The following is a 26105-nucleotide window of genomic DNA, read 5'->3' as shown; positions in this document are numbered from 1 at the left end:
ACCGCTCCCCATAAGGGAACGGTTCTATGCAGCACAACCGGCTGCGGCTTACTGATTTTGCTTCAGCCATTCATTGTGGCGTTTGACCATACTCTGTACCGTTTGTTCCGCAGTCTGGCTGCCAAGAAAATATTTCTCGTATTCCTGGGCGCGCATATCCACGATTTCCTGGGCGATGCTGCGGACAAAGGTTGGCGTCTTATCGCCGTAGAGCACGAACTCAAGCGAAGCTTTATCATAGGTGTCCGCATGATCGCCGAGCAGATGGGTGATCGCGGTCTGCTGGTCCACCGCATTGGAGGAAGGCAGGCGGCCTCCGGCCGCCATCGGTATCATACCGCCGTCGGCATACCATTTCAGGAACTCCCAGGCCGCTTGCTTATTTTTGGATTTGGCGTTGATGGAGATGAAGTCGCCCAGTCCGCCGCTTTTGACGAAATCCGCTTCATTGTCCGCCAGCCTTGGAACGGGAGCAAAGGCGATGGTGAACTCACGCGGAAAATCCGTCATATTGTTGGAGCTGCGGATCAGCCATTCCCCAATGTTGATCATCGCTGATTCTCCGCCGAGGAACATGTTCTCCACAGGCATCTTGGAGGTCAGCTGCTCGCCAAGCGGCGGGGTGGTGGCATCCTCCTGCATCATTCCGTTCAGTGTTTCAAGCCATTTGGTGATCAGCGGATCATCAAGGTTAGAGCTGCCATCCGCCTTGACATAACCGTTCTTCACGAGAACGGAATCCAGCGGATCAACCAGCGAGGCAGTATGCTGCACCAGCCCGTACTTGAACCCCTCTGCCTTCAGCTTGGCGGCATATTCTCTTGCTTCATCCCAGGTCCATGCCGTTGGTAAGGCCAGCCCGGCTTTATCGAGCGCATCCTTGTTCAGGGCAAAGAACAAAGCATTCTTTTTGGTTGGCATCCCGTAGTATTTATCGTCTATTTTCCAGGTAGCAGCATCCGTACCCATTTTCTCGTCGATGTTGTAGTCGCTGAATTCGCCGAGGTCGAGGGCAGTGCCGCCCTTGATGCGTTTATCCAGATTGGTCAGAGTATAATTGACGAACAGATCGACGTTCTGCCCCGTCGAGAGTGCGGTATCAAGCTTCAGGTTGCCGTCATCATCATTGACAAAACGCACGTATTCGACCTGAGTCTCAGGATGCTCCGCATTCCAGGTATCCACAACCTCCTGTGGTCCGTTCTCCGGCGGAACGGCACCCCACATGGTTAACTTCACCGTTTTGCTGCCTTCGTTCCCCTGCGCTTCTCCACCGGTGTTATTTTTAGTTCCTCCGCATCCGCCCAGTATCCCAAGCATCAGCACGCATGCCGCCAGCAGGGTCAACCCTTTTTTAGTTTTCATCGTTTCTGTCTGCCTCCCCGTTTTTGTTATGGATTGTGCTTCCCTTACATCCTAGCAGGGACGCTGGAGGCATTTTAGATACAAATCCACCATCCTAGCGGAACAAATATACGGAATTTGCAGCAGGGACCGGGCAAAAATGATCACACATATTTCTTCTATTCCTCACGGTGGCGGTATTGGCTCGGGGTGCATCCGGTCCAGCGCTTAAAGATTTTGATGAAATAGTTATCGCTCGGAAAGCCCACCCGATGCCCCACCTCATGCACAGGCAGATCGGTTTCCCGCAAAAACACTGCCGCTTTCTCCATCCGCACACCGTGCAGATAATGGATCAGCGTATGCCCGGTTTTCTTTTTGAATAAGGCGCTGATATAATTCTCTCCCATCATCACATAGCGGGACATGGACTTGACTGTAATATCGCGGTCATAATGCTCTCCGATATATTCAATGATCTTGCTAATCTCCGGATGCGAAACAACAGGCCCAGACAGGGACCCAAAGCCGGACAGCGGCGGATTTTTCACCTCATCTTCAGGAAAAGCCCCACCCGGTCCGGGGTTAGCAGTGTCAGGTGCTTCCGCAGAAGCTGCAACAACCGCTGGAATCCCGTCCGCCTCCAAAAGAGCAACATTCCGGTGACTGCCGGCACTCAGCTCGGCGCTAACCTTGCGCAGCGTATCCCGCAATGAACCTACGCTCATTGACAGCTTGAGAATATAATTGGAGGCCCCGTATTCCATCGCTTGGCGGACATATTCGAACTCCCCCATGCAGGTCAGCATAATAAATTTCGTATTCAGCCCCGCTTGACGGGTCTGCTTCAACAGCTCAATGCCGTTCAGACCAGGCATCACGATATCCGCGAGCACCAGATCAGGTTTATCCCGCGTGATCAGTTCCAGCGCTTCGGTCCCGTTGCCGGATTCACCGATAACCATGAAGCCGAGCTCCTCCCAGGAAATAATCTCCCGCACCGACTCTCTTACGAATACCTCATCCTCCACCAGCAGTACGCTCCACATGAGACCTTCCTCCTTTTACTCGATCTTCTTGTCCTGCACATAAGGTGTCGACAGCAGGAAGGGAATACTGAACCGGATCAGGGTTCCCGGTGACAGCTGGAGGATCTCCAGCTCACTTTGGCCCTTGAAGAGCAGCCGCAGCCGTTCCTTCAGGTTGGACAGTCCGATCCCCTTACGGGTCCGTGTCACCTGCAGGCGCCTGGATTCCTCCATGCCGATGCCGTTATCCCCGACCTCCAGCGTAAGCTGCGCTTTGTCATTTCTGTAAATACGGATACTGATCTGCCCCCGTTCAGTCAGAGGGCCGACGCCATGACGGATCGCATTCTCCACCAGCGGCTGCAGGCTCAGCTTCGGCACCAGCGCATACTCCAGCTCATCGTCAAAGTCGCAGGTTACCTCAAAGCTGCCCTGGTACCGGATCCGCTGAATATGCAGGTAAGCCTGAACCAGCTCGATCTCGTCCTTGAGGTAGACCAGCTCAACTTCAGCATTCAGGCTGACCTCCAGCAGCTTGCCAAGCGACACGCACATTTCGGAGATCTCCTCATTCCCGCTGCGGATGGCGCTCCATTTCATCGTGTTCAAGGTGTTCAGCAAAAAATGCGGGTTCATCTGGGCCAGCAGCATATGGAAATGAACCGCTTCCTTCTGCCGCTCCTCTGCCTTCAGCTGGGCAATCAGCTTATTCGTGTCATCCAGCATTGTATTGAAGGTCCGGGTCAGCTCCAGCACTTCGCCATGGCTCCGGCCTTCGGGGATGCGGATTTTCAGGTTTTTGCGGACGACATCCTTCATCTTGTTTTGCAGATGCGACAAAGGGCGGGTAAAGGTAGCAGAGATCATAAAGGCCATTAGTACAAATGCAGCTGTGAAGGCAAAAAACGTCAGGAAATAACGCTGCTTCAGCCCGGAAATTTCATTAAACAACACGGCCAGCGGGATCCGGTTGACCATATACCAGTCCAGCGACTCGATGTAGACATAATTGATCAGTGTGCCGGACTTGTCATCGGTCAGATATGCCTGTGCAGGATGGAGGGCAATTTCCCGGGTGATCTCCGGGGCCAGCACCGCTTTTTTGGAGGAGCGGGCCACTGTCTCTCCCTTGCCGGTAATCAGAAAATAATCCTGACTGCTTAGGGATTCCTTAAGGACGGACTGGAACCAGAAGGAATAATCAATACTGATCCGGGCCAGCCCGTAGCGGTTGCCTCCGCTGTCCTTCATATAGGCATAAAGCGAGAGCAGATAAGGGCTGGTGGATACCTCCCGCAGCATATTGTTCTCGTCCCGTGAATCCCATTGGTAGAACAGGCCTTGGGCTTCTGCGGAATCCAATGTTTGCGCTGCTGCTTCACCCGGGAGGGCAGCCTCTCTTTGAACCGTGCCCTGATCTGCAGGGACAGCGCTCCCCAGATGGCGGCGGAAGAGCTCACGGTACGGTTCATAGGCCAGCGCCTGTTTCGGCAAATAAGAAGTGTATACGCTCTCATGAAAGTCCAGCAGGGTGAAATATACGGAAGGATTGTATAGGAAAAAGCTGTTGTTGAGCATTTTAAATTTTTCTTCGATCAGCGCTTTATTCTCTAGAGGCGACCGGTTGCCTGGCTTTGTCAGAACACTGCGGACCGCCGAATCCTGCTCCAGAAAGATCAGCGTCTTAAAGGCTACGCTCATCTGATCCTCCAGCGTTCCATACATCTGCACCAGCTGCTCGTGGCTCTGCTGGCTGATTTTCTCCTCGACGAGGGATTCAATCTGCCGGTAGTTGTATACATTCAGCACACTGAACGGCAGAAGGATAAGGATGAGAAAAGCGCCGAACAGCCTGTATCTCAGCTTCTGTGGCACAAACATCTTCCAGTCCGGCTTCTTCATTTCCGCAGCTCTCTCCCTTCATTTGTGGGCTTATTATAACATCTGCAGGGGTCACCCGGCTGAAGCTGGAGGAAATTGCATTGTTTTGTCGCATCGCTCCTATAGACCGGGGTTATGATGCACAGATTTGTTCTATGCTTCTACAGCCTATGCCGTTTACGGTATTCCGCCGGACTCATTCCGGTGCTGTTCGTGAACACCCGGCTTAAATAGAATCCGTTCTCATAGCCGCATCTTTCGGCAATCCGGGCCAGATTCAGTTCACTGTCCTTCAGCAGAAGGCGTGCTTTGGCCAAACGGAGCGATTTCAAATAGGAGGAAGGCGTTTCCTGAAAAGCTGCGCGGAAGCGCCGCGTAAACTGCACGGGACTTAATCCCAGCTCCCGGGCGAGCTCCAGCAGGCTGAGTGGTTCAGCGGCTCTATCGGCAATGACGGATGCAGCTTCATCCATCATCGCGTCTTCGGAGAATTTACGCCCTCCGGCTTCCGCCCGGCTCTCCATATGAACCGGCAGCCACAGGTCTTTGATAAGATGCTGTTTCCATTCCCTTGCGGCTGGACTATTGTCTTCGCTGAGCTGGCGCAAATAGGCATAGGTCGAGCTTAGGCGCTTCGTATCGCTAAGCTGTAGGAGCCCCGGCTGCGGCAGGCTTTCATCATTCTCCGGAGTGAACTGGATGTAATGGAAGGTGAGCGGTGTAATTGTCTCACGAATGAAGGGAATTCCTGGAGGGCAGACGACCAAATCTGCAAACCCCGCTTCACCGCCATGTTCTCCAATTTCGAAGCGGAACAGCCCCTCCTCTACCGCAAAGGCGACCCAGGAATCATAGCAGTCGCTTGGCAGGGCAAAACTCGTCTTCTGCTTCCAGTAGATATGGTCCAGAAGTTTCATGGCTCCATCCTTTCGCGAAATAAAGTATATGCTTAATGATATAATCGTGCATTTCAAAAGTAAAGCAGCATCTTCATTATGAAATTATAGATATGCATTAAGAATATAATCCTAAGAGGTGCTCATTCATGAAGCAGGAGCTAGTGCAAAATGACATTACGGTGATCGGCGGCGGGCTGGCTGGAGTATGTGCGGCAATTGCTGCCGCGAGACTTGGGCAAAAGGTGGCTCTGATCCAGAACCGCCCTGTGCTCGGCGGCAATTCCAGCAGCGAGGTGCGGGTCTGGGTCTGCGGAGCAACGGCACACGGCACGAACCGCTACGCCCGGGAAACGGGAATTATGGGTGAATTGTTCGTGGAGAACCAGTACCGCAATCCGGAAGGTAACCCCTATCTATGGGATCTGGTCGTACTGGAGGCTGTCAAGGCTGAGTCCAATATCACACTCTACCTGAATACGGATGTCCATGAGGTTCTGGCTGAAGGAGACGAGCAGGAGCGGACGATTACTGCGGTCACCGGCTGGATGATGGGTTCGGAGCGGAGAATCACTTTTAAGAGCAGCATGTATCTCGATTGCACGGGTGATGGCCTGATCGGATTTCTGGCCGGAGCCAAATTTGCCCTTGGACGGGAAGCCCGGAGCGAATACGGCGAAGAGTGGGCGCCGGAGATCGCCGATGACATTACGCTGGGCAGCACCATCCTCTTCTATACCAAAGATACCGGCGTACCGGTGAATTTTGTGCCGCCTTCCTTTGCCAAGGACATCTCGCAGACGACGATTCCGATCCGACGCGTCATTAAGAGCGGTGATTCCGGCTGCCACTACTGGTGGATTGAATGGGGCGGCGAGCATGACGCCGTTCATGACAATGAAATGATCCGCGACGAGCTGTGGTCGGTCATTTACGGCATCTGGGATTATATCAAAAATTCCGGCAAGTTCGGCGCTGAGAATATGACACTGGAATGGGTCGGCTCGCTGCCCGGCAAACGTGAATACCGGCGGTTTACCGGAGACTATGTGCTGAACCAGAATGACATTATCGGCCAGCGCGAATTCGCGGACGGCGTAGCCTTTGGCGGCTGGTCGATCGACTTGCATCCGCCGCAGGGGATGTATGCCGACGCCAGCGGCTCCAAGCATATGCATGCCGACGGGGTATACCATATCCCCTTCCGCTCCCTCTATTCCGCCAATGTGCGGAATATGCTGATGGCCGGGCGTGATATCAGCGCCTCCCATGTCGCCTTCGGCACGACACGGGTGATGGCCACCTGCGCCGTGATCGGTGAAGCGGCCGGAACCGGAGCGGCGCTCAGCAGCCGCAAGGGAATCACCCCGCGCGAACTGCAGGAGCGGCATCTGGAAGAGCTGCAGCAGACGCTGCTGCGCAGTGATGCCTCGATCATCGGGCTGCGCAGCAGCGATGAAGATGATGTCGCCCGCAAAGCGCGGATCACCGCTTCAAGCACGCTGGGCGTGATTGAGCTGGCCCAACCGGGCGAAGCTTATCCGCTGCAGCATGATGCCGCTGTGCTGATTCCTGCGGATCCGGGAATCAGCCGCTTTCAGCTGCTGGTGGATGCCAAGCAGGCCACTTCGGTTACAGCCGAGCTGTGGGACACCGGGCGCAGGGAAAATTACGTGCCGCATACCCTGCAGGCAAGGGCAACTGCCCATACCGAAGCCGGTGAGCAGCAATGGCTTACCTTCGATCTGCAGTGGCAGCCGCAGGTGCCGCAAAATGCTTTTATCATCATCAAGGCGAATGATGTGGTCAGACTGTATCATTCGCAGCAGCCGCACAGCGGCGTGCTGGTCTTCTTCAAGGATCAAGAGCCTCATGTAACCAAGGATCTGGAGGACCACTCCACGGATCAGCCCGTGGTACTGTGGAAGATGCGGGGCAAAGCCCGCCAGCCGTTCTGCTGCCGGATCGGGCCACAGACCGCCGCCTTCGCAGCGGACAAAGCCGTAAACGGCTATCACCGCCCGTTCGGCGGACCGCAGCAATGGATGTCGCAGCCGATGGCAGACGGACAGCCGGAATGGCTGCAGCTGCAGTGGGATTCGGTGCAGTCCATCGCCGAAATCCACCTGACCTTCAACGATGATGTCAACGAAGATCTGGTGAACCTGCATCATCACCGCACGGCTTTTGCCATCATTCCCGAGCTGGTTCGTGACTACCGGGTAGAGGCGCTTGTTGCCGGCGGGGAGTGGACTGAGGTTGCAGCCGGAAGCGATAACCGCAAGCGCAAGGTGATCCACCGTCTGCCGAATCCGCTGCAGGCTGACCAACTCAGAGTACTGATTGATTCGACGAACGGCAGCCGTTATGCGGAGCTAATCGAGATCCGTGCGTACGGGGCCGTTCACCAGTAAGCGGTCCGGCATTCCGCAAAGACAAAAAGCAGTATCAGACTTTTCGTCCGATGCTGCTTTTTGCAATCTATCTTTGCGTCTTATTTCTTCGCGATATGCACCTTCAGCAGCTTGCCTTTTACCGTAGTGTCTTTCATCGCTTGCAGCACCAATGCGCCTTTGCCGTTCAGGATGTCTACGTAGCTGACGTTATCCTGGATCGTGATGATCCCGATGTCGTCTGCGGTGATGCCTTCAAGCTTCGCTATGGTGCCGACGAAATCGACGGCTCTGAGCTTCTTTTTCTTGCCGCCGTTAAAATACAGCTTCATGATGTTCTCGTTCATGACCTCAGTTTTGCCCGCTTTGCGGACCTGCTGCTTGCCCAGCTTCAGATCGAAGGCCGGTTTCGCGTAGGCCACAGCATCGTCCGAAGGAGCTTTCATTACCGGCAGGCTGAAACCGATATAGCCCTCAATGTCCGCTACCCATTTGTGCTCATTCGGCGTAACGAGCGTGATCGCTTTGCCGCTTTTACCCGCGCGTGCGGTCCGGCCGGTGCGGTGGACGTAGCTTTCTTTTTCCAGCGGAATATCGTAATTGATCACATGGGTGATGTTCTCAATATCAATACCTCTGGCGGCCACATCGGTGGCAATCAGATAACGGAACTGGCCACGCTTAAAAGCATTCATGACCTCAAACCGCTCGTCCTGCATCATCCCGCCGTGAATCTTATCCACCGGATACTCCAGATCGGCCATCCCGCGGAACAAGGCGTTCACCTGATCCTGGGTGCGGCAAAAAATAATGCAGCTGTCCGGATTCTCCACGGTGAGCAGATCACACAGCAGCTGGAATTTGGCAGCTTGTCTCACTTCAATCAGCGCATGCTCAATCGACGCTGTCGTGATGCCGCTGGCTTCAATCTCAATATCCGCCGGACTCTGCATATATTTGCGGCATAAATTCTTCACCGCCTCCGGCAGCGTGGCGGAGAACAGCATCGTCACCCGTTCCCGGGGCAGCTGCTGGATGATCTTCTCGATCTGCTCGATGAAGCCCATGCTGAGCATTTCGTCGGCCTCGTCGATGACGAGATATTTGATCCGCTGCAGCGGCAGCGTACCGCGTTCAATATGGTCGAACACACGGCCCGGCGTACCTACGACAACATGCGTCTTTTGCGTAAGTTCAATTTTCTGCGGGGCAAACGGCTGTTTGCCGAACAAGGCGACCGCCTTAATCCGCTTGAAGCGCCCGATGTTGGTGATATCCTCCTTCACCTGAGCAGCCAGCTCACGGGTTGGGGTCAGCACCAAAGCCTGCGGCTTGTTCTCCGCCCAATCCACCAGCTCGCAGAGCGGGATACCGAACGACGCTGTTTTGCCGCTGCCGGTCTGCGATTTCACAATCAAATCCTGCCCTTGCAAGGCTACAGGAATTACTTTACGCTGTACTTCAGTCGGCTCCAGATACTTCAGCACATCCAGCGCCCGGATAATTTCTTCATTCAAACCATACTCTCTAAACTGCAGTTCACTCATGTTCACTTCAACCTCTTCTATGCCGATTGTTCCGGTTCAAGCGGGGGTTCCCGCGTTCCTTCCATCTTGTGCATAGTCTCATTATAACAGTTAATGGCTGCCTTGATTCCATTCCTTATAAAATTGCTCCAGAAAGCCCAGCATGAAATCATGCCGTTCTTCGGCCAGCTTGCGGCCATAGGGGGTATTCATCAGGTCTTTCAGTTTCAGCAGCTTCTCATAAAAATGATTGACCGCCGTCCCCTTGGAATAATCGCGGTATTCCTTCTGCAGCGATTCATCGCGCGGCGCGATCTCCGGATCATACACCGGACGTCCCTTCGCACCCGAGAACACCATCGTTCTGGCAATGCCTATGGCACCAAGCGCATCCAGCCGGTCCGCATCCTGCACAATCCGCCCTTCCAAGGTCGACATAGGTTCTCCTCCACCGCCGCTGAAGGACATCGTCTCAATGATGAGCATGATATGTTTGATTTGGGCTTCATCCGCCAGGTGCTGCTTAAGCCAGTTATGTACTTTATCCAGTCCTGCTTCCTTGGAAGGGTTCAGCTTCTCGTCGGCAACATCATGCAGTGTCGCAGCGACTGTACAAATAAAAACATCCCCCTGCTCCATCTCCGCAATCAGCGCCGCCGTATTCCGCACACGTTCTGTGTGAAACCAGTCATGGCCGGTGGAATCTCCGGCCAGCTGTTCTTTGGCAAAAATCTCAGCCTCAGCAACAATAGGTGAATGATTCACAGTAAATCCCCCTTTTCGTTCAATTGATTATTCTAAACCATCCGCAGTATCACACTTGCAAGGATTTTCACTATCCGCTATAATGTGCTGTAATCCAGTCTGAAAGGGAGTTGATTCCAGTGAACAGCACAAACAGCATTACCATCATACAGAATCAGCTTCATCATCACAAGCAGCGTTAGCACTCCTGAACATCTATCAGGGAGGGCTAACGCATTTCGCGTTTGACCTCCCTGCGGCATCCATAAGCGCGCAGGACCATGAGGTCCGGCGCGTTTTTTTATGCTGATTTATATTTCGAGGTTAAAGGAGCTGCTTAACATGCAAAACATTAAAGGAACCTACGATTATTTCGGCCGGGAGCAAGCGGTCAGACAAAAGGTGCAGGCTGTGCTGCGCGGGCTGTTTGAAAGCTATGACTTTGAATCCATGGATACAACACTGCTGAATGAGCTTGAATTGCTGACCTCCAAATATGCCGGTGGAGACGAAATTCTCCGCGAAATGTACCAGCTCACCGACCAGGGCGGCCGCAGACTGGGACTGCGCTACGACCTGACGATTCCCTTTGCCAAGGTGATTGCCCTCAATCCGGGGATGGAGTTCCCCTTCAAGCGGTATGAGATCGGCAAGGTGTTCCGCGACGGTCCGGTCAAAAAAGGCCGGCTGCGCGAGTTCCTGCAATGCGATGCCGATGTGGTCGGAATTGCCGGTCCGCAGGCTGAAGCGGAGCTGATGCAGCTGGCCGCCGAGGTATTCCGCAGACTGGACATTGCGGTGGTGGTCAAATGGAACAACCGCCGGTTCCTCGGCGAGATTCTGGAATCGGCAGGTGTCCCGGCGCAGGAGCACCTCTCCGTGATGCTGACCCTCGACAAGCTCGCCAAAATCGGCATCGGCGCCGTGCTGGCGGAGCTGTCCGCTAAAGGACTAACTCCGGAGGCCTTACTGGCGATTTCCGATTTGCTGGAATCCGGCAACCCGGGTTTTGAGGAGCTGACGCGCAAATATGGACTCGCCGGCTGCCCCGGCGCGCTGGAAGTTCTGGCTCTGAAACAGCTGATTGAAGAAATTGGCCTGGACGGCTTCTGTGTCTTCGATCCGTTCCTGTCACGCGGCCTATCTTTCTATACCGGGACCGTTTATGAAATCTTCGACGCCTCCGGCGTTTATACATCCAGCCTTGGGGGCGGGGGAAGATATGATTCCATCATTGGAAAGCTGGTCGGACGGGAGGATATCGAATACCCTACGGTCGGCATTTCATTTGGTATGGAGTCGATCATGGCCCTGCTTGAAGAGCGTCCGGTGCAGCAGGAGCCGACTGGAGTATGGATCGTCCCCATTGGCGGGAATATGCCTCAGGTCTTACTCGCCGCTGCAAGGCTGCGGGCCGCAGGCATCCGCGTAACCGTTGATTCCGGTACCCGTAAGCTGAAGAAAACGATGGCCGCAGCCTCAGCAAAAGGCATCCGCTATTGTCTGCTGCTCGGTGAAAGCGAAGCCGCACTCGGCAAGCTCCGTCTCAAGGACATGTCTGCGCACAAGGAGGAACTGCTTACCGTGGAGGAAGCCATCTCGCTCATCTCCAGCTAATTCTCCTGGACCCGCAAAATTCCGGCTAATCATTTCACTTCCTCGGGCTCAATCACCTCGAACAAAAAGGGAGCACTCTTTAAATATTCCCTGAGATACGCCTGGGAATAAGGCTGCTGCTCCCGCAGTCCGGGGACTTCCGCCGGGTTCGAGGCATGATGGCTGTAATTTCCGATCATAATCATAATAAAAAAACATTCCAGTCTACGTACATATCCGCTTTCCAGCTTCTTCCGGCTTGCATAGCCTTCAATAAACCGCTTGCGCTGCCCAGGGGAAAGCTCCAATAATGCGGCAGCCAGATCATAGAGATAATACCCGTAACCGCATCTTCCAAAATCTATCGGATAGGGCTGCTCCCCGGCAAACACAACGTTTCCGCTATGCAGATCTCCATGAATCAGTCCATATTGATCTTCGTTTGCCTCCATGCTCTCCAGTTCGGAGAGAATTTTTGCAGCAGCTAACTGATAAGTCTTCCATCCCGTTTCGGATACAAACCCGCTGTAATAACGTCCCAGCTTATCTATCTCACGCTTAAAGCTCTGCTCCCCCCATACAGGGCGGATAAACCCAGCCGGAGGAACGAATCCTGCAGCCGTGATGTGCAAGGCTCCCATCATTGCTCCCATATCGAATATTCTCTGATCCGTCATTTGCCCGCCAGCATGCTCCCCTTCGACCCAGCGGGTAACTGTAACCCACAAGGAAGAGGCATCCTCTTCGGAATCTGCCTTGAGGATATAAGTGCCTGCTATACTGGCCACCCCTTCCGGCATCGTCAGTCCCTCCACCCGGTTCAGCGCCTGAAGCAGCATCAGCTCCGACTGAATCTCTGCATAGCTCATCCATCGCCCGTGCATCCGCAACAAATAGCTTCCGCTGCTTGCCGTCCCGATCTTATAAGTGATGTTATCGGACAGGCCGATATACGAAATTGCGGTCCAATCCAGCCCATACTGCGGCAGTGCCCACATCACGATGCTCCTTGCCTGCTTCAATAGAAGCCGTCTATCCTCATCCGTATCACAGCGAAAAGCTTCGAACATTCTGCTTCCTCCTTAACGAATATGTCCGTTTATTATAATGGCAGCGCCGCTTAGCTAATAGATAGACAACTCTTCTAAAGAGATTATTGCACACAAAAAACCGCATCGGACTGTTCATCCCATACGGCATTTTGTGAATCTATTTTTTGCAGTAGATAATTTTTTTGATGCTGTCGTATGACAGACAAAATTGCTCAGAAAGTTCACGGGCGGTAGCTCCGCCGGCATGCTGCTCCCTGATTTCATTGTTTCTCGCTGTCAGATACATTCGGCTGCCCGAATTCTCGCCCCATTTCTTCCGCACGCCTTCAGGCTTCGGAATATAGAGCATTCCACCGTGGATATATTTCTGAATTTCCTTCAGCAATACTTCGGGCAGAATCACATCTGCGTTAACATATTTCATTTTATAGCCCGCTCCTTAAAATTAGTAAACGTTTTAAGGGAGCAAAGTCTATAGGAGAAACAATTATCTTCTACAAGATAACTTATGCGGTAACCTGCTTACAGCTCTATACAAACAACCGCGGTTGTTAATCTATAGACTTTGCATAGAGCTGTGTGCCGAAACTTGTCATGGTCCTGTCTCCCTTCCGCTCAAATCCGGCAATGCTTAAATTTAATTTACCATAAAATGACTTGAAGATGAAGACGCAGGCCTTCACCCCCTTTTTGAAGAAGGCCTTATTATACCTTCATTTGTCTCTTCAAGTACCACTCCCGGTAGTCCTTGGGATTTCTGCCGCTGTACTTCTTGAAGGAGCTTATAAATTCATCAGTCACGGAATAACCTGCCAGCATTGCGATCTCAGAGCATTTCAGTGTATTTTCCCGCAGCTGCTGCTCAGCCTGGGCCATTCTCAATTTAGTGACATAGTCGTTCAAAGGAATGCCAACATGCATTTTGAATAATCGGCTGAGCTCGGCCTCAGATACATGAAATAACGCTGCAAGAGATGGAGCTTTCAAGTCGCAGGCAAAATGTTCTTTCACGTATTTCCTGATAGCCTCACCCAGCTCTCTTCCACCGGATGCCTGCGTCCTTCTCACTTCCGCCATGACTAGCTGTCCCAGTTCCTGCAGTAATTCCTTTGCATGTTCACTCGATGTGCAGGCGGCAAGGGTCATTTGGCTGTTCCATAAATATTTTTGGAGCGCAGTGCCGCCGTATTCAAATTTCCCCGCAGCTCCACCTAGAACCAGCAGCGTACGCTGCGCCAAAAAGCGGCAAACCTCCAGTTGAGAAGCCGCACCGTCCTCCAGAGTGAACAACGAATCCAGCTCCAGGCGGAAAGCAGCACTAGCTGGCTGTTCTAGACTCAACGTCAGCCTCTGTTCCGTCGCCTGGCTGAATGCAGTCAACCGGTCACTGGCACGGCTCTGGAGAACCAGCCCTGTGCCGCTGCCGGGAATAGCGCTCCGGCTCCCGCTTAAAGCCAGTAAACACGAGGCATAGCCATTCTTTAGCCGCTTCAGTCCTTTGTACTCTGCACCGATTCCTGCGGCAAGCCCCAGCCTCAATCTGCTCTCTACATTCTGCTCAAGCTCTCTGGCGAAGTGCTCAGCTCTGTCATTCTTATGTGACGCATTGTCTTTCATGACAATCAAGAAATACATTACCGGGCTAATGCTTCCGGCATCGCAGAACGGATACACACCCTTCGACCCTGCAGCCGTCCTGCGGCATATCTGCTGGAAATCCTTATAAAGCTGATTCCGGCGCTTCCGTGGCTCTCCGATTTCTCCTGCCGGAATCTGCAGCTCTACGGCTGCAAATTGCAGCTTCACTCCCTCATCGGCCAGCGGATGGAGCTGAAGCTGCCGCAGCCGTTGTTTCACCTTCTCCGGACTGAGCCACTCTTCCCGGACCATCTGCAGCAGAAAGCTCTCCTGCATAAGCCGAAGCTGATCCAGCCTGCGTGTTTCTCTATCGTTAACGGTTAACAGGGGAAATGCTAATCTTACGCCATCCCCATTCAACTCTGCTTGATTATGGCTGTATTCCTTCTCTTCGTCCCCGAGCGTTATCTTAATCATTACATCCCCCCATATCAGCGGCTGCTCTGCTGTATCCTGTCCATAGTATGGTCCAAAAAAGGATGAACCTATCAATAGATGTAATGATGATGAACAAAAAAAAGAACCCCGCCAGTGTGCGGCGGGGTCGAAGTTATAGCTTTATATTTTAAATTTCTCCACCAGTCCCTGAAGCGCTTTGGCACTTTGCGTATTTTCATCGGCCATCGTCGCTTCATGGAACGTCTTCTCTACAATATCCGCTGTCTTCTCGGCAATATCCTGCACACCGATTGCACCTTCGTTGACAGTAGCTGCCACCTCATTCACCGCAATCGCGATGCTTGATACCGTCTGGTCCAAGTGATCTGCGGACTCCTCGAACTGGTTCATGAGCGTATTGATGATGGAGGCGTCACTGTTGTACTGCTCGCTGACCTCTGTCAGGCGCTCATAATCCCCCAGCACATTATGGTCAATAAACGTAAGCATGGCTTCGGAATTCTCTTTCATCTGCTCTACAGAAGAGTATACATTCTTGACGACATCCTGAATTCCCGCTGCCGTTTCGGAGGATTTCTCTGCCAGCTTGCGGATTTCTCCCGCAACTACCGCAAATCCCCGCCCTGCTTCACCCGCGCGGGCAGCTTCAATTGCCGCATTTAACGCGAGCAGATTGGTCTGGCTGGTAATCGACAGAATGGTATCTGCCAGGAGATTGATTTCATTGATCGCGCCTGACTGCTCAATCGCCTTCTCCATTTCGATACGCACCGATTCGTAAATCCGCTTGGCATTGTCCGTAGACTGCACGGCGTCATGCTGCAGCACCAGTGCCCGCTCGATAATTTGGCTGGTCACTTCCGTCCCTTCCTTGACCTTTCCGGAGATCATTCGGACATTGTTCTCGATTTCATGAATCGCTGCTGTCATCTCTTCTGTTGAAGCTGCCGTCTCTTCCATACCTGCCGACAGCTGCTCCGTCGTGGCTGAATTGTCATGCGCATTCTCTCTGACATCAATGGACAGCTTCTCCAGCGTTTCCGCATTGTCCAGCACCTTCGTGGAGATGGTGATCAGGCTTTCAGCCATTTCCCGGAGCACAGCGCGGGTATGGAACATGGCTTTAGCAATGATTCCAGTTTCATCTTTGTTCTTCAACAAATACTCATACTGCGCATCGTATTTGAGTTCCAGCTTAGCTGTCTGGTTAATCATCTCCGTCAGCTTTATGATCGGGGAAGAAATTCTGCCGGCGACAAACAGTCCAATAATCAGAGTCAGCAGCAGACTCCCCAGACCAAGCAGGATAATATAATGCGTCATATTGTCTACAGGCTGCATGACCTCCCCGACATCACCAGTCAGCACCAGTGTCCAGTTCGTTTCGGGAATGACGGTATAAGCAGCTTTTTTCTCCGCATCACCGATGCTGTACTGCACTTTGCCGTCTTCAACCTTCTCTCCGGCTTTCACACGTTCCACAACAGCCTTGATCTGATCATTCTCGACAGGCAATCCAATCTTCGTCTCATCGGGATGATACAGCATATTTCCGGTCTCATCTACCAGATAGGCGTACGAGGAAGGCGCATTTGCCACATTGGCACCGGACAAGTATTTGATAATACTGTTCGCATTGACAGCCGAGGCGACAAAGCCGATCATTTGGCCGCCGCTGGTCACCGGATGCACAAACGCCACAACATAAGCCCCCGTGGCTTTAGATTTCAAAGTTTCACTGATGACGGGGGCGCCGGTCTCGATCACGCGCTTTGCATAACTTCTTTCGCTGAAATCCGTACCCACCAGCGCCGTGTCGCTATCTGCTACCGCAATCCCCTTCATATCGGATACAAATATATGTTCAAGATTGCCGGCATCCTTCACGATCCCTTGCAGCTTGGTGTTCACTTCGGCCTGCAGCGCATCTTCATCTGCTATGCCGCCGGTTTTGTTTTGTTGCAGCAGTTCAATAATTTCGGTCTGTCCGGCCACCAGAGCCATACTGCGTTTCTCTTTATCAATCATCGCCGCTATGGTTTCCGCTTTATTGGTGTTGACTTGCTTCATTGCAGATTCGGTAAGGCCCAGAATGGTGTTGGTGGATTTGTAATACGTGAAAGCCCCCATGATTACAGTAGAAAGCAGGGTAACGGCAATCATCATAACTGACAGCTTCATACGAATTTTCATTATTTTCTACGTCCTTTCATACTGGTCTTATAGTCCTGGTTATCTTCCTATTTCTATGTAATTTGTTACACTTATTATCGGTATACCCATGAAAACAGTGAAGATAAGATGTAGAATTTCAGAAAATAATAGCGTATTTCGTCGAAAAAATAGTTTTTTCGTATCATTTTCATTACTACTCAAAAAATAAGCAGGCCGGAAAGATATTCCGCCTGCTTATCGTTATATTGCTTCTATGAGGAGATCGTCGTTTCTGTTGGAGACGTTGAGGTTGACTGCGCTACAGTATCTTCGGATTGCATGCGTCTCATCCTGCTGCGGATTACAAATCCTGAGCATGCAGCCAGAATCTGCTGGAAGAGCATCCCGGAAATGACCGGGAGCGCCACAGCGGGAGGGAAATACTTCACCGCCAGCACAGCCCCCGCGCTCAGGTTGCGCATTCCGGAGTTAAACTGCACGGCCACCGAATTTTCGTAATCCCAGTGAAGGCGGCGTGACACCAAGGCTCCGATCACATATCCAAGCACAACCGTTGCAAAGGTGACGAACAGGATCAGCGCGAGTTTGCCGTCCGGATGCTTTAAATACCGGGCAATACTGGCGCCGTTAATCGATACGACGATAAAAAGTCCCACTTTGACAAATGGAGCCAGCGGCGGACCATACACTTTCCCGGCCGTTCCCTTCGTCCATTGATTCAGCAGCATCCCCGCCAGAGAAGGCAATACGACCATCCACAGCAGTCCCTTCATCATTTCCCCGAGCTGGATTTCCACGCTTGCCCCCAATAGCAGATGCAGTGTACCCGGTACAATCAGCGGTGACAGCAAGGTGTCAATGAGAATCAGCGCCAGCGTAAGTGCCACATTGCCGCCGTGCATGGATACCCAGACCACGCTGACGACTCCAGTCGGAATGGCGAACAACAGTACATAACCCGTAACCGTATAGGGATCGCCCGGAAAAAAAGCCTTCGCCGCAACCCAGCCGATCAGCGGCATGACCACATGCAGAATGACCATTAGAATAATCAGCTTCTGCGGTTTGAGCAGTACGGCCAGCAAATCGCGAAAATTAGACTTGAGACTGCCAATCAGTGTCATGAAGGCAAATATCCACGGCACCAGCCAGGTAAAAGGCAGCAGCCTGCTCTCGTTCAGAACGCCAAACGCGATGGCAGCCGGTGTCAGCAGCGGCATTATTTTTTCCAGCAACGTATTGGAACGCAGCAATCCATTCCTTATTCCATTGAGCATGTTCTTCTACCTTCATGTATGCAGCGGCATACAAGCCTTCTCCATAGATTTCACATTGCAGACTCTATTGAAATCTTAACAGATTCTCATGATGCCTCTGTCTGTTAATCATGGCAATTTGCAGAAAACTACGCCATGCTGTTCGCAATCCCCACGACAATCCAGGACATAATCAGGATTACATTGCCCCATAACAGCAGTTTCTTGGGAGCTGCAAACCCTTTCCACTCCCCGTCTCTGAGACCCCAGGCATTACTGATAATTAAGGACAAGCCGTTAAAGGCGAGCCAGCCGACCACGGAGCCAAGCGGCCCCAGCAAAGCTGTCGCTTTTGCATAAAAGCCAAGTGCCAGAAACCAGACTAATGCGGTAGCCAAAGCTTTGACATAGGCGGTGCCTGCCCCCTTAGCGACATAATCCCTGTAAGTGCCGTTTTTGATCAGCAGGATGAGCGCATAGGCGAAGTTGGCAACAAAACCACCGGACAACGTAATTACCCAGGAAATAAGGCTGGCGCTGATCTTGGCCGTTCCGTCAGCAACGGCAATATCCACAGCCTGATTCGCATAGGAGAAGCCGATATTCATAGCTGCCGAACCCAGACCGGCAACCGAAGCTATAATCAATCCTCTGGTAAGGCTGCTGCCGGAGCTTGTCCCTTGACCGGAAGCGGTAATCAGCTTTTCCTTGAGCAGACCAGCCTTAGTAATGACTGCAACCCCGCCCAGCATAATCGCCGCACCGATCAGAAGCACGGTGAAGGAACCCGCAGCAGGTATATTTCCAAAGATAAACAGCGGAATTAATGAGCCCAGGGAAGCCGATATGCCCATGTTTACCCCGTAAGTGAGCGAAACCCCGATGGAGTCAATCGCTTTGCCGAACATTATGGAGCTGATCCCCCACAGAAAACCGCAAAAAGAAGCGGTCCATAGCACATCAGAGGAGGTCTGCCGGATGTAGCTGAAGAAATTAGGCACCTCGATCCATGTCCAGACCACCGGAATGATCAGAATCCCCACCAGAGAGAAGATCGTCCAGAAGGCCTCCCAGGAGAACGGCTGATATTTCTTCATACCGAGTCCAAAGCTGCCCTGGAAAAAACAAGCCAACAGCAATAGTAAAAATCCGTAAATCACGTTGTAATCCTCCCAAACTATATAAGTTGAACTTTAGATTTACCGATCCGGCATTAGAACGCAACTGCGGTGAATGTTTGGACTTCCGGCCGCTGTTGTCTACAGATTTCTTGTTTTATACCGCTCTTAGCGGTTGAAATCCGTAGACAAAGGCGGTCGCTACCGCTCCTGCAGTTCCAAACTTCCCCTCCGCTGCTTTGCCTCTAGCTAGTTCTCTAGTTCAACTTAAATAGTATTCTTTGTCTATGTAGGTAAGCTGCAGAGTATCTCTGCATTAGTAGTGCACATGCTGATGATTATACATGAAAGTTTTCATTGTGGGATGAAATTCACAAGAAATATCTCACGCTGATCTATCAAACCGGCAACAAAAACAGACCGCAGCTGGAAAGCTACGGTCCTGTCTGCTGCAGAGCTGCCGAACCGGCTCTTTCAAGCTGAATCCGGTTCTTTACAGCTCTCTATAGGCCTTGCGGAAACAAAGCGTCCAGCGCCGGGCAAGGCTGCTTCTCGAGAAACTGCGAGAGCGGCGCAGGCATGTTACTGTACAGCTCGTTCAGCGAGGTTCCCTGATAAATGTTGCCGATGATTACCGGGTGGCAGAGCTCGGAGATCAGAATATCGCCATTGCCATGCAGATGCAGCTGTTTCTTGCCTTCTATGCAATGCGGGAAATATACCCCAGGCTGCTCCTGGAAACCAAGTGCTTCCATAAAGCGGTCCATACAGGTGAAGTATAGTGTTGTATCTTCTTTTTTGCGGTCAATCAGCTCATTCACTGCATTCTTCAGCTGTTCGCGGGCAGCAATGGCTTTCCAGCCGGTATGGCCCATGATGATGCTGTTCTGAATTTCGTGCGTTCTAACACCCATAGAGTAGACATGATCGCTGATTTCTTTCATATTGTCCTGTGTTTCATTGAACAGCAGCGTTTCCAGCACGACGTCCACACTTGTCTTGGCGAACATCATGATGTTCTCTCTGATTTTGTCATAGACGCTTGGATGAATGTTGTAATAACGGGAGAAGGCATCCGCTGTCGTAAAGTTGAACGAGATATGTATCGTAGTCAGCCCGGCAGACACCAGTTGTTCGATGCGTTCCGCATTCAGCAGACTGCCGTTGGAGTTCAATTGGGTCTGGATGCCCCGGGAAGCGCAGTAGGATACAATTTCAACGCAGTCCTGAAACTTCAAGGTGACTTCACCGCCGGAGAGGCGGACCCGCTTCAGCCCGGGAAGCTCCTCCAGGATACGGATAACCTCCTTGCCATTAATGCTCTGCCCGTCGTTTCTATTATATGCACAGCAGTAATCACAGCGGAAATTGCAGTTTGAGGTCACGCCAACCTCCAAACCTTCCAGTTCATACGTCAGCGGTTTGTCCAGCTCCAGTGATTTATATTTCATGCTCATGTTTGATAAGCCTCCTAAAAAAATAAGATATCCTGCTCAAGGGTCAACCTTAGAGATTATAAAGGTTTGCAGCTCAAGTTAATGTGATATTTGTTGTATAAAGAACACAATCTGCATTGCTGCCTTCCCTGGAATTAGCAAGAAGAGGCTGCCCGGTGGGCAGCCTCTAGTTCCAAACCGACTAACATTCATCTTCAACCTTTGGATTCAATCTATGATTTCCGGCAACTCTACCGTTCTACAACTCTACCGATTTGCTCATCTCATTCCAAACAGGCTGTCCGATCAGTCCAAGCCGCCAGATAGCGATGCCTTTGAGGCCATAGCGTTTGGCCAGTCCAATCTTGGCGTTGACGGACGTTGCATTCTCACTGTATACCGAGATGCCGAGCACCAGCTTGCTTTTATCCACCTGCTGCAGGGCGAGACGAATGCCTTCATCCACTTTGTTCATCGGCTCCGGACCTGACTCATCCTCATACGCATAAGCCATAATCACCAAATCATCGGCCAGCGATGCCAGCGTCTTATAATCATACCCTTTGTAGGAGCCGTTCAGCGGGGGAAGAATAACGGTCAGCTTAAGACCTGCCGCCCGCGCCATTACGGATAATTTTTTGACAAAAACATTATATTGGCTCTGTACCAGCTTCTTGTCGCCGGTCATCCCCAGCCCTTCCAGATCAAGCCCGATTCCCTTGAAGCCTTTCTGCGAAGCCAAATCAACAATGCTGGTAATCGTCTTCTGCTGAAGCTCAAGATCTTCCATATTCTTGGTCAGCTCCAGTTCTTTGTCCCCGGAATAAACCATCAGGTAAGGCGTGGTTCCTCCGGCAGCGGCATTCTGGACGATGGACTCTGGTGTCACATCGCCGTCAGCCTTCGGCCACCAGAAATCCGTACTGGTCGTTGTAAATTGTCCGCTGCGGTCGATCCGGCTCCACCCAAAGGCGACCGCGCTAAAATCAGGAATAAGCGAAACCTCGCTATAGGCTCCCTGCGCATAAAATCCAAGCGTATACATATCCTTCTTCGGCGAAGTGATCGATACAGTCTTGCTGGCCTGATTCCAGGATACTGCTGCGCCAAATTGCTGGCCAAAGAAGCTGAGCGGGATCATCGTGGTGCCCCGGATATTTTGCGGAGCTACAGCCAGCTTCACAGTTGCGCCGTTCACCGCTGCATTTTTGCTGCCAAGTGTAAGGATAACCTTAGTGGTCCCGGCGGCACCGCTTGTCGTTGCTGTGATTTTACGTGCGGCCTGGTCCCATACCACCGGAATTCCCAAAGCTTCCGCGATTGCCCGGAACGGCACCATCGTGGTTCCGCTCATTACCGCAGGTTCAACCGGAAAAGGCAGCGGATATCCGTCCAGCATAATGCTGACACCCGCTGCGGCAGCCTGAGTCGGCTGGGCAGGCAAAGCGGCAAAGCCGCTTACAGAGATTGCTGCACATAATAGCAGCTTCGTTAAGCGTTTCATGTATAAATTCTCCATTCTATGATAGGATGTCGTGTCTCTCAAACCTAGTTCAGTTCCGTCTACCATTTTACCAAAATAGTTATTTTTAGCAAATTAATAGATTGTAACTATCACATAAACGCGCTCAAAAAGACGCCGATGGCCCGTTCCGCATCCACATCAACGGCAACCTCTATGAATTCACCCGCTTTGGGCTGTGCCCGCAAATCGGCAACGACCATTCCGGCGGTATGCTCACCCCGGGTCTCCACGCGGACCTTCATCTGGCGGCAGGTCAGCAGGTCCGGCTGCAGCGCGGCCATCAGCGCCAGCGGATCATGCAGTGGTGCACCACCTATCAGATAATTAGCTTCACGGTAGAAATTAAAATAATACTTCAAGGATTCGTCCATGAAGTCAATCAGGGCCTTGTTCTCTTCCTTGCCGAACTGCCTCAGAAGCTCCAGATGCTCTGTGGTGATGAGCGTCTTCAGCGTAACATCCAGCCCGACCATCAGCACGGGAAGCCCGGAGGTGAAAACATGGTCGGCCGCTTCCGGATCACCCCACAGATTAGCTTCCGCCACCGGTGTAACATTGCCGGGTTTAAAGACAGTGCCGCCCATGGCGACTACTTTCTTAAGTTTCCCGGTTAGAGCCGGGTCCAGATCAAGCGCCAGCGACAGGTTGGTCAACCGTCCCAGCGTTACGAGGATAATCTCGCCGGGATTCACATCCGCCAGGCGGACAATAAATTCGGCTGCCGTTTCCAGCACCGGCAGTTGAGACGATGGAGGCAGCTGAACACCGCCAATACCGTTCTCACCGTGCACATGGGTCGAGAAGCCGCCCAGCTCGCGGACGAGCGCTTGGGACGCGCCAAGGGCTACGGGAATCTCATAACCGGGATTGGCCAAGGCCAGCAGCCTCAATGTATTATCTGCTGCCTGAGCGACATCAATATTGCCGAAAACAGTGGTGATTCCTTCCACCACCACATCTGGAGTCCGCAGGGCATATAATATGGCCAATGCGTCGTCAATGCCGGTATCACAATCAATAATTATGCGGGTTTTACTCATCTCTATTTTTCCACTCCCATTATATATCAATATCATAGATTTCATCTTAACACGGGTATCCCAAGTGCTCAATGCATGGCAGGTCAATAGGATACTGCCTAAGGCTTCAAATTCCTCTATAGGCTGTCTGTTGTGAGCAGGCAGAGAAAAAACGCTGCGCAAAATGATAGAGTATCAGCAGGGGCAAAAAAGCCCGCCGTATCCTCTGAACATTGCAGTGTTCAAAAGAGATACGGCGGGCTATCGCTAACAGCGTAAATCCCCTTATTTTACATAAGGTGCTGCAGCCTGACTGAAACGCTCCAGTGCTTCGGCCAGAATGGAACGCGGGCAAGCCAGATTAATCCGCAGATGGCCTTGTCCCTCCGTGCCAAAGACTGATCCTTCATTAAATGCCACTTTGGCTTCACGGTACATCAGCTTCTTCAGACCCTCAGCGTCCAGTCCAAGTGCGCGGCAATCCATCCACAGCAGGTAAGTGGCCTCTGGTGTCATTGGCTTCACCTGTGGCAGATGCTCCGCGAGGTAGCCGACGGCATATTCCGCATTGCCGCTGACATGCTGTATGAGTTCATCCAGCCATTCCCCGCCTTCATTGTATGCCGCTTCCACGGCCTCTGGTGTAAAATATGGAGACATATGCAGGCTAAGCGCCTTAAGCTTGTACTCAAATTTCCGCTTCAATTCCGGATTGGAGGTTACGATGTAAGAGGTCTGCAAGCCCGGCAAATTGAACGTTTTGGTAGCTGCCAGCGTGGTCAGTGTAAGATTCGACAGCTCCTCCGACAAGGAAGCGAACGGAATATGCTTGTGGCCCGGCATAGCCATATCACAATGGATTTCATCCGAGATCACCGTTACCCCATACTGCAGGCACAGCTCTCCAAGACGCAGCAGTTCTTCCCGCTCCCACACCCGGCCTCCCGGATTATGCGGGCTGCACAGCAGCAGCAGCTTGGCGCCGCCGGCCATCAGCTCTTCCAGTTGGACATAATCCATAACATAATGGCCGTCTTCGAGTTTCAGCGGATTAATGGCCACCTTGCGGTCATTCATCCGGATCACATCATAAAAAGGATAGTAGACGGGCGACTGCAGAATCACCTGATCTCCCGGCTTGCTGAACAGCTCCACCGAGAGACTGAGCGAGGTTACGATTCCGGGGGAATCCGTGATCCAGTCCTTTTGAATCTCCCAGTCGTGGCGTCTGCGGTACCAGCCGGCAATCGCCTCTTTGTAGGAATCACTCGTCACGCTATAGCCGTATATTCCCTCCTGAACGCGCCGCAGAATCGCTTCTTTCACAGCAGGCGGACTCTCAAAGTCCATATCCGCTACCCAGAGCGGAAGAATCTCCTTGTCTCCGAACAGCTTCTCGGACTGATCCCATTTGTAGGAGCGGGTATTGTGGCGGTTAATTACTTTGTCAAAATCATACTTCAAGTGAGGTTCCTCCATCCATTACGGCTTTTCAGATTATTGTATCACAGGGGGACATCTTCAGGCACCTCTCTCAATAATTCCTATCCATCAAGTGGAAATGGCTTCGCCGTCCTCAAAAGGACGGTATCCGTTTCAGCGAGAAATAGAAGGATAATTTATAGCGTGAAGCATATAAATTCTTATATTTCAAAAAAGGCCAACCGGATTCCTCCGATTGACCTCCAACTTCTACTTCTCCACCGGAACCCGCTGGATCGACTTCCCTACCTGCTTCAGAATCTCCGCCATTGAAGCCGCATCATTCACATCATAATCGTCAATATTCAGGCGCAGCACCGGGCAGGCGCTGAACTCACCAATCCACTGCGAATAACGTCCGTGCATATGCTCCCAATAGGAGACATCGGTCTGGATTTCCATCTCGCGGCCACGTTCATTGATGCGGGTCAGGATCGACGGCAGGCTGCCTTCAATATAGATCAGCACGTCAGGATGCGGGAAATAGGGCGTCATCACCATGGCCTCGTACAGGCTGGTGTATGTTTCGTAGTCCGTTTTGGACATCGTGCCCTGATCGGCATGCATTTTGGCGAAAATACCGGTGTCCTCATAAATGGAACGGTCCTGCACAAACCCGCCGCCCAGCTCGAACATTTTCTTCTGCTCCTTGAAGCGTTCGGCCAGGAAGTAGATTTGCAGATGAAAGCTCCATCGTTCAAAATCATGGTAGAACTTCTCCAGATACGGATTGTGGTCTACCTGTTCCAGCGAAGTCTGAAAATTGAGACGCTTCGCCAAAGCTCCGGTCAGTGTGGACTTTCCGACACCTACCGTACCGGCTACGGTGATAATTGCGTTATCAGGGATGTTGTATGGGTTCATTTCATAAGCTCCTTTAGGTGGTCGGCGATTGCGGAAAAGTCTTCTTGGTTTCCCACAAAATCTACCTGGGTTCCGTCGATGGTCACAATAACGGTTGACGGTTCGCTGACGGCCAGAGAAGCCATCGCATCGTCGTAATCCTCTATTAATTGCTGCAGATAAGCAGGAGCAATCTCCTCTTCGAACGGGCGGCCGCGCTTGGCGATTCTGGTAAGCAGCGTATCAAGATCCGCTCTGATATAAAGAATGATATCCGGTTTCGGCAGATCATCGGTCAGCACATGATAGATTTCGCGGTATTTGTCACGTTTGGTGCCTTTCAGCGTCCGCTCGCCAAAGATCAGGTTCTTATAAATATGATAATCCGAAATAACCGGCTTGTTCTTAGCGATGTACTCGTTCACGGTATCTTCAAGCTGCTTATACCGGTTGCAGAGAAAGAACATTTCAAGCTGGAAGCTCCAATCGTCCATGTTCTGATAGAACTTGTCCAGGAACGGATTCTCCTCCACAATTTCTTTGATGACCGGAAGCTGCAATTCACCGGCCAGCATCGTGGCAAGTGTTGTTTTACCGGCTCCGATCGGGCCTTCCACTGCTATAAAGGGTGCATGTTTCATTAACGCTGATTTCCTCCTCAGGTACGGACAATGCCGGATACAGCTTGCTGTGATTATTCCTTTAAAAAACAGACTAAACTATTGTATCACAGGAGGGCTTTCTGTGAACGGAT

Annotated in this window: 20 protein-coding genes; 2 read left to right on the top strand and 18 right to left on the bottom strand. The window is 51.9% G+C overall.

All coding sequences use genetic code 11. From position 1 onward, the window contains the following. Positions 1-48: 48 nt before the first annotated feature. The 4 genes from ACQ76X_RS32470 to ACQ76X_RS32455 all read right to left on the bottom strand — a co-directional run bounded on the left by ACQ76X_RS32470 (position 49) and on the right by ACQ76X_RS32455 (position 5170). Positions 49-1365 carry an ABC transporter substrate-binding protein gene (locus ACQ76X_RS32470; RefSeq protein ID WP_438497905.1) on the bottom strand — a complete coding sequence of 439 codons (1317 nt, stop codon included), beginning with the start codon at positions 1363-1365 and terminating at the stop codon, positions 49-51. A gap of 158 nt (positions 1366-1523) precedes the next feature. After that, a complete protein-coding gene (locus ACQ76X_RS32465; RefSeq protein WP_438497904.1) occupies positions 1524-2393 on the bottom strand; it encodes a response regulator transcription factor in 870 nt (289 codons plus the stop codon). Between the two features lie 15 nt (positions 2394-2408). Continuing rightward, complete coding sequence (locus ACQ76X_RS32460) at positions 2409-4274, bottom strand: sensor histidine kinase (RefSeq protein ID WP_438497903.1); 1866 nt, start codon at positions 4272-4274, stop codon at positions 2409-2411. Positions 4275-4414: 140 nt separating this feature from the next. Beyond that, on the bottom strand, positions 4415-5170 hold the full coding sequence (locus ACQ76X_RS32455) for a helix-turn-helix domain-containing protein (RefSeq protein WP_438497902.1): 756 nt from the start codon (positions 5168-5170) through the stop codon (positions 4415-4417). 128 nt (positions 5171-5298) lie between these two features. On the opposite strand from ACQ76X_RS32455, the gene ACQ76X_RS32450 reads away from it, so the two are divergent. Continuing rightward, positions 5299-7563 carry an FAD-dependent oxidoreductase gene (locus ACQ76X_RS32450; protein ID WP_438497901.1) on the top strand — a complete coding sequence of 755 codons (2265 nt, stop codon included), beginning with the start codon at positions 5299-5301 and terminating at the stop codon, positions 7561-7563. Positions 7564-7643: 80 nt separating this feature from the next. On the opposite strand, the gene ACQ76X_RS32445 is transcribed toward ACQ76X_RS32450, so the two are convergent. Both ACQ76X_RS32445 and ACQ76X_RS32440 read right to left on the bottom strand, forming a co-directional pair. Further along, complete coding sequence (locus ACQ76X_RS32445; protein WP_076112242.1) at positions 7644-9089, bottom strand: DEAD/DEAH box helicase; 1446 nt, start codon at positions 9087-9089, stop codon at positions 7644-7646. Positions 9090-9179: 90 nt separating this feature from the next. Further along, positions 9180-9833: an HD domain-containing protein gene (locus ACQ76X_RS32440; RefSeq protein ID WP_076112241.1), complete on the bottom strand. Its 654-nt coding sequence runs from the start codon at positions 9831-9833 to the stop codon at positions 9180-9182. 321 nt (positions 9834-10154) lie between these two features. Between ACQ76X_RS32440 and ACQ76X_RS32435 the strand changes: the two genes are divergently transcribed. Beyond that, positions 10155-11429 (top strand): histidine--tRNA ligase, encoded by a 1275-nt coding sequence (locus ACQ76X_RS32435; protein WP_438497898.1) that lies wholly within the window; start codon positions 10155-10157, stop codon positions 11427-11429. A gap of 29 nt (positions 11430-11458) precedes the next feature. Here ACQ76X_RS32435 and ACQ76X_RS32430 read toward each other — a convergent pair whose 3' ends face one another. The 12 genes from ACQ76X_RS32430 to ACQ76X_RS32375 all read right to left on the bottom strand — a co-directional run bounded on the left by ACQ76X_RS32430 (position 11459) and on the right by ACQ76X_RS32375 (position 25992). Further along, positions 11459-12478 carry a phosphotransferase enzyme family protein gene (locus ACQ76X_RS32430; RefSeq protein WP_438497897.1) on the bottom strand — a complete coding sequence of 340 codons (1020 nt, stop codon included), beginning with the start codon at positions 12476-12478 and terminating at the stop codon, positions 11459-11461. A 139-nt stretch (positions 12479-12617) separates the two neighbouring features. Beyond that, a complete protein-coding gene (locus ACQ76X_RS32425; RefSeq protein WP_038589454.1) occupies positions 12618-12884 on the bottom strand; it encodes a CD3324 family protein in 267 nt (88 codons plus the stop codon). Positions 12885-13165: 281 nt separating this feature from the next. Next, a complete protein-coding gene (locus ACQ76X_RS32420; RefSeq protein WP_438497895.1) occupies positions 13166-14515 on the bottom strand; it encodes a helix-turn-helix transcriptional regulator in 1350 nt (449 codons plus the stop codon). A gap of 141 nt (positions 14516-14656) precedes the next feature. Beyond that, positions 14657-16690 carry a methyl-accepting chemotaxis protein gene (locus ACQ76X_RS32415; RefSeq protein WP_438497894.1) on the bottom strand — a complete coding sequence of 678 codons (2034 nt, stop codon included), beginning with the start codon at positions 16688-16690 and terminating at the stop codon, positions 14657-14659. Positions 16691-16923: 233 nt separating this feature from the next. After that, positions 16924-17949, bottom strand: a complete 1026-nt coding sequence (locus ACQ76X_RS32410; protein WP_438497892.1) for a bile acid:sodium symporter family protein — start codon at positions 17947-17949, stop codon at positions 16924-16926. Positions 17950-18077: 128 nt separating this feature from the next. Further along, positions 18078-19088: an L-rhamnose/proton symporter RhaT gene (locus ACQ76X_RS32405; RefSeq protein ID WP_438497890.1), complete on the bottom strand. Its 1011-nt coding sequence runs from the start codon at positions 19086-19088 to the stop codon at positions 18078-18080. Positions 19089-19549: 461 nt separating this feature from the next. Next, the gene (locus ACQ76X_RS32400) at positions 19550-20503 is read right to left on the bottom strand and encodes a radical SAM protein (protein WP_438497889.1); all 954 of its coding nucleotides are present in this window, start codon (positions 20501-20503) and stop codon (positions 19550-19552) included. A gap of 238 nt (positions 20504-20741) precedes the next feature. After that, entirely contained in the window at positions 20742-21986 is a 1245-nt protein-coding gene (locus ACQ76X_RS32395; RefSeq protein ID WP_438497888.1) for a stalk domain-containing protein, read from the bottom strand. A gap of 110 nt (positions 21987-22096) precedes the next feature. Further along, complete coding sequence (locus ACQ76X_RS32390) at positions 22097-23047, bottom strand: nucleoside hydrolase (protein WP_438497886.1); 951 nt, start codon at positions 23045-23047, stop codon at positions 22097-22099. A gap of 264 nt (positions 23048-23311) precedes the next feature. Further along, positions 23312-24490 (bottom strand): MalY/PatB family protein, encoded by a 1179-nt coding sequence (locus ACQ76X_RS32385; RefSeq protein WP_438497885.1) that lies wholly within the window; start codon positions 24488-24490, stop codon positions 23312-23314. 228 nt (positions 24491-24718) lie between these two features. Further along, positions 24719-25372: a deoxynucleoside kinase gene (locus ACQ76X_RS32380; protein ID WP_038589434.1), complete on the bottom strand. Its 654-nt coding sequence runs from the start codon at positions 25370-25372 to the stop codon at positions 24719-24721. Then, positions 25369-25992, bottom strand: a complete 624-nt coding sequence (locus ACQ76X_RS32375; protein WP_438497883.1) for a deoxynucleoside kinase — start codon at positions 25990-25992, stop codon at positions 25369-25371. Before ACQ76X_RS32375 ends, ACQ76X_RS32380 begins: the two co-directional genes overlap by 4 nt. Positions 25993-26105 lie beyond the last annotated feature (113 nt).

It is taken from the genome of Paenibacillus sp. IHBB 3054, from assembly GCF_051594305.1.
In the GTDB taxonomy this organism is placed as follows: Bacteria; Bacillota; Bacilli; order Paenibacillales; family Paenibacillaceae; genus Paenibacillus_AQ.
The sequence above is the reverse complement of the archived record's forward strand: the minus strand, read 5'-3'. Positions and strand labels throughout refer to the sequence as shown.